Source organism: uncultured Campylobacter sp., assembly GCF_937997405.1.
Taxonomy (GTDB): domain Bacteria; phylum Campylobacterota; class Campylobacteria; order Campylobacterales; family Campylobacteraceae; genus Campylobacter_B.
This window is the reverse complement of the sequence record NZ_CALKTL010000139.1, coordinates 1-4,295: the sequence shown is the minus strand read 5'-3', so window position 1 is coordinate 4,295 and position 4,295 is coordinate 1. Positions and strand designations below refer to the sequence as shown.

Below are 4,295 nucleotides of genomic sequence, written 5' to 3'. Positions count from 1 at the left end.
TGATCTGTCCGTCGCCGTGCGTCGAAGCTGCAAAAATAACCGCGCTAGCGCCCGCCAAATCCTCCTCATTTAGCTCTTTGGCCTCCTTGATCTCAAAGCCGAGCTTTGAAGCGATATATTCGCTCACGACTTTCGTATCGCCGCCTTTGGTGGCGTAAACTAATAGTTTTTTCATTTTCTCTCCTTAAAAATAAGAATGATTCTAACAAAATAAGATAAATTTTGAGTGAAATAAAAATTTTATAAGGCGCCCAGATACGGCACAATGCCTCGTATCCAGCTAATTTTAAGCGGCAGCGAGCCGGTAAATTTTAACGCCGCCGCTTAACCGCTCGTATAAAAACCCGCAGTATAATGTCGTCAAGCTCATTACAAAGGAGAAAACATGAAGAATTTTACATTATGTTTGATCGCAGCGATCGCACTTTGTGGTTGCGCGACCCCGCAGGATCGATATGGTGGAGATGTTTATGACGCGAGCGAGACGAACCGCATGAGGCAGAGCGATCGGATCGAGATCGTCGATGTCCTGCCCGCCAAAATAAACGTAGAGCGCTCCGAGGGCAATACTGGTAAAATTTTAGGTGGCGTCGCGGGCGGAACTACGGGCGCGGTCATCGGGCATAAGCTCGGCAAACATAGCAGCAGCAGGCGCTTAGCTGAGACCGTGGGGCTCGTAGGCGGCGCGGTAGTGGGCGCGGTCGCCGGAGATGCGATCCAAAACTCCCAAAAGACGGTGCAAGGCTCCAACATCATCTACAAGCTAAACGGCAAGGAGTACTCATCCGTGCAAGCCGATCCGCCGTGCAGATTTAGACGCGGCAAGGCTCTGCTGATCCACACGGGCAGCGAAACGCGGGTGCAGCCAAACTCTGGATGCTAACAGAACTCGGTATGTTAAATTTAAAGCCGCCCAAAGCTTGCGGTGAAATTTTAAAATTTCACCGCGATGTTTAAAAATTTAAAAGCGGCGTTTTAAATCCCGAAGCGGCGCGGCTTACAAAAATAGCGCCGCTAAATTTAGTGAGTGATCGAAATTTTAACTCTGCAAAATTTTAAGAGCCCGCTAAAATATTTTAATATATAATCGCCGCCTAGAAACGGAGGGTGCGATGAAAAAATTCTATCTTAAAATTTGGCTACTTGCGCTTGTGGCGGCATTTGCGGCAATCCCTGCTGCGGCAGCGGAAGGCTTGGATTATTTATTAAAAACCAAAGAGGAAAAAGATTTAGCGATTGCTTGCGATAGCGGCAACGGAAAATACAGTGCATGCACGAGGCTAGTCGAAATTTTATCCAAAAAGTGCGACGGCGGAGATTATGAAAGCTGTGGATCGCTCGGCATAGCGCTTTTCGACTCCAATAGATATGAAGACTCCGCCTCCGCTTATAAAAAAGCTTGTGAGGCCGGCGTAGTAACCTACTGCTATATGCTAAGTGCGACCGAAATACACTATGGCGGAGATGTAAATTTGGTAATTAAATATCTTGGTAAGGCATGCAAAAGAATAGATAGCGTATATAAAAACGAAGCGTGCAAGATAAACGAGGAATTGGAAAAGTGCCTAAACGATAGCGAGTGCAATCCTATAAAAAAAGCAAGAATTTTGTTAAAAAGCGTAAGATGATGTTATTTAAAAAGCCACTTTATATATCAAAATTTTAAATAGGAGAGAAAATGCAGAAAATTAAATTTATAGTTTTGGCTTTGATATTTTCAATATGCTCTAGTATGGCAAGACCCATGGATTCGAGCTTTTTCAAAACTTGGGAGGAAAAAGAGCTAAATTTAGAGTGTGATAGCGGCGATGGAAAATATAGCGCATGCACGAAACTGGTCGAAATTTTATCCAAAAAGTACGATAGCGGAGATTACGAAAGCTGCGGATCGCTCGGCGCGGTGCTTTTGGTTACAATGGGTAGATATAAAGATTCCGTTTCAGCATTAAAGAAAGCTTGCGAGGCGGATATGATGTATTATTGCTTTTTGCTAGCAGGGAATGAAATATTTTACGGCGGAAATATACATAGGGCTATCGGTTACTTTGAGAAGGTTTGTTACGGAAAAAACAGCGACAAGAAGGATTTTTCTTGCAAGATAAAGGAGTAATTAGAAATTTGCCTAAGCGATAGTGAGTGTAATCCTTTAAGAAAAGCGATGAGTATACTTGTACCAAAATAAAAATTTTAACAACGCGATAAATTTCATCCTTATAGCTGATGCACTTCGCAAAAAAAAGCAAGAATAAAGCCGCTAGAATATTACCGCCCACTTCTATCGTTTCGCTGCCATAAAATTTTACTCCGTCTCAAAAACCTCTCTCGCGTATTTCATGCCCAAATCATACGCCTTTTCATTTAGCGCGCGGGTTTTTTCGGGCACAGAGCGGAGCATTTGCTCTTTTACGAGCCCTACATCCATGCAGCGGCTAAGCTCTACTGCGATCGCTAGAGCCACGACACTTTGAGTGATGACATTTCCAACCTCGTATTTTGCGATGGTAATGATTGGAATTTCATAAATTTTAAAGTTTATCCTATCCTCATCGCTCGGCGCTACTAAATTCGGCTCGATTACGATCACGCCGCCTTTTTTCACGCCATTTTTGAAAGCATCATAGCTGCTCTGCGCCGTTGCAAGCATGAAATCGATCTCGCCCTCGCTCGCGTAAGGATATAGAATTTCTTCATCGCTTAAGATAATATCCACTTTCGTAGGCCCACCACGTACCTGAGAGGTATACGTAGATGCCTTGATTCCATAGCCGCCGTGTGCAATCTTTGCCGCAGCTAGAATTTCGCCTGCTAAAATCACGCCTTGACCGCCCACTCCCACAAATCTTAATTGATTCATCTTAGTCCTTCAAAATTTATCGCTTCGCCGCTTTGTGCGGCATCTATCACCTTTTGATACGCCTTTGTGTATTCGGTGTGCTCATTATCTTCGTGTAAAACCCCAAGCGGAAATAGACCCACTCGCTCATCCTCGCTAAGAGCGTCAAATTTTGCTTTGGAAATCGTGCGCGAATCAAGCCACTTTAGCATTTGCACCGCCTCGCTCATTTTATTTTTACGACCCAAATTTACGTGGCAGTTGCTAAAAATATCAAAAAAACTATAACCCTCGTGCTCAAAGCCCTTAGCCAAAAGTCGCTCGATTTTTTCGGGATTTGTCACGCTCTCGCGTCCGACAAAAGTTGCCCTGGCAGCGATCGCAAGCTTTGCCGCATCAAAGCTGGGATCGACATTGCCGTATTGTGCCGTAACCGTCCAAAACCCTCGCGGCGTCGTAGGGCTCGTCTGCGAGTTTGTAAGCCCGTAGATGAAATTGTTTACTAAGATATGATTTAGATCGATATTGCGGCGGCATCCATGGATCGTGTGATTGCCCCCTATCGCAAGCCCATCACCATCGCCAGTGACTACTATTACGTGTTTGCCTGGATTTGCAAGCTTGATACCCGTAGCATAAGCTATCGCGCGTCCGTGCGTCGTATGGACGGTATTGCAGTCTATGTAACTCGACATCCTGCCACTACAGCCGATACCGCTTACCACGCACACATCGTCCATACTCCAGCCTATGCGGTCAATCGCGCGGATGATCGCTTTTAAGATCACTCCGTCGCCGCAGCCCCAGCACCAAAGCGTAGGCATCTTGTCCGTTCTTAGATATTTATCGTAATCAAACGCCATTTAAAGCTCCTTTACTTTCTCGATAATCTCGCTAGGGCTGATCGGTCTGCCGTTTGCCTTAAGAAGCGTCTTAAAATCATCTCTCAAGCAAGCGCGCTGCACCTCTAGCAGATACTGCCCTAAATTTAGCTCGGCGATCAAAATTTTATTAAATCTCTCCCCTAGCTCTCTTAGCTTGCGCACAGGGCTTGGCCACAGCGTGATCGGGCGAAAAAGTCCCACACGCACGCCTTGTCCTCGTAGCTTTAAAATCGCGTCTTTTGCTGCTAGGCTAACGCTGCCGTAGGCGATGATGCAAGCATCAGCGTCATCTAGCATAAATTCCTCGTATTGCACGATCTCATCTTCATGCGCCGAAATTTTATTAAAAAGCCTTTTTATAGAGCGATCCACGATCTGCTCGTTTTCGGTCGGAAAGCCCTTCGCGCCGTGATGCAGCCCCGTTATGTGATAGTGGTATCCTCTAAAAAAGGGATTTAGCACCGCAGGCTTATCGGGCGCAGCATCATAGGGCTCATAATCTTTCGGACTACCTTTAAATTCCGCCCTGCGCCGATTTTTAGAGATTTTTTAAGAAAATCCCTGCGTTTGTTCTCCAT

At 45.4% G+C, this 4,295-nt stretch carries 6 protein-coding genes and 1 pseudogene; 3 read left to right on the top strand and 4 right to left on the bottom strand.

Translation table 11 applies throughout. From position 1 onward, the window contains the following. A partial coding sequence (locus tag Q0372_RS07400; RefSeq protein WP_298104453.1) for a flavodoxin domain-containing protein occupies positions 1-175 on the bottom strand: 175 nt, incomplete at its 3' end. Between the two features lie 210 nt (positions 176-385). Here Q0372_RS07400 and Q0372_RS07395 point away from each other — a divergent pair. The 3 genes from Q0372_RS07395 to Q0372_RS07385 all read left to right on the top strand — a co-directional run bounded on the left by Q0372_RS07395 (position 386) and on the right by Q0372_RS07385 (position 2,110). Next, positions 386-883 carry a hypothetical protein gene (locus Q0372_RS07395; RefSeq protein WP_177388326.1) on the top strand — a complete coding sequence of 166 codons (498 nt, stop codon included), beginning with the start codon at positions 386-388 and terminating at the stop codon, positions 881-883. Between the two features lie 229 nt (positions 884-1,112). After that, positions 1,113-1,628, top strand: coding sequence for a hypothetical protein (locus tag Q0372_RS07390; protein ID WP_298104451.1), 516 nt, complete (start codon positions 1,113-1,115; stop codon positions 1,626-1,628). 50 nt (positions 1,629-1,678) lie between these two features. After that, positions 1,679-2,110: a hypothetical protein gene (locus Q0372_RS07385; RefSeq protein WP_298104448.1), complete on the top strand. Its 432-nt coding sequence runs from the start codon at positions 1,679-1,681 to the stop codon at positions 2,108-2,110. Positions 2,111-2,299: 189 nt separating this feature from the next. Here the strand turns inward: Q0372_RS07385 and Q0372_RS07380 are convergent, their stop codons facing one another. The 3 genes and pseudogenes from Q0372_RS07380 to Q0372_RS07370 all read right to left on the bottom strand — a co-directional run. Beyond that, positions 2,300-2,854: a 2-oxoacid:acceptor oxidoreductase family protein gene (locus Q0372_RS07380; protein WP_298104445.1), complete on the bottom strand. Its 555-nt coding sequence runs from the start codon at positions 2,852-2,854 to the stop codon at positions 2,300-2,302. After that, a complete protein-coding gene (locus Q0372_RS07375) occupies positions 2,851-3,696 on the bottom strand; it encodes a 2-oxoglutarate ferredoxin oxidoreductase subunit beta (protein WP_298104441.1) in 846 nt (281 codons plus the stop codon). The genes Q0372_RS07380 and Q0372_RS07375 overlap by 4 nt, the downstream gene beginning before the upstream one ends. Beyond that, a pseudogene (locus Q0372_RS07370) lies at positions 3,697-4,248 on the bottom strand (2-oxoacid:acceptor oxidoreductase subunit alpha); the annotation flags it as partial. Positions 4,249-4,295 lie beyond the last annotated feature (47 nt).

Bases quoted from the DNA above. Each gene is read 5' to 3' on its own strand.
- Q0372_RS07395 (WP_177388326.1), top strand. From the start codon at position 386: ATGAAGAATTTTACATTATGTTTGATCGCAGCGATCGCACTTTGTGGT.
- Q0372_RS07385 (WP_298104448.1), top strand. From the start codon at position 1,679: ATGCAGAAAATTAAATTTATAGTTTTGGCTTTGATATTTTCAATATGC.
- Q0372_RS07375 (WP_298104441.1), bottom strand. From the start codon at position 3,696: ATGGCGTTTGATTACGATAAATATCTAAGAACGGACAAGATGCCTACG.
- Q0372_RS07380 (WP_298104445.1), bottom strand. From the start codon at position 2,854: ATGAATCAATTAAGATTTGTGGGAGTGGGCGGTCAAGGCGTGATTTTA.
- Q0372_RS07390 (WP_298104451.1), top strand. From the start codon at position 1,113: ATGAAAAAATTCTATCTTAAAATTTGGCTACTTGCGCTTGTGGCGGCA.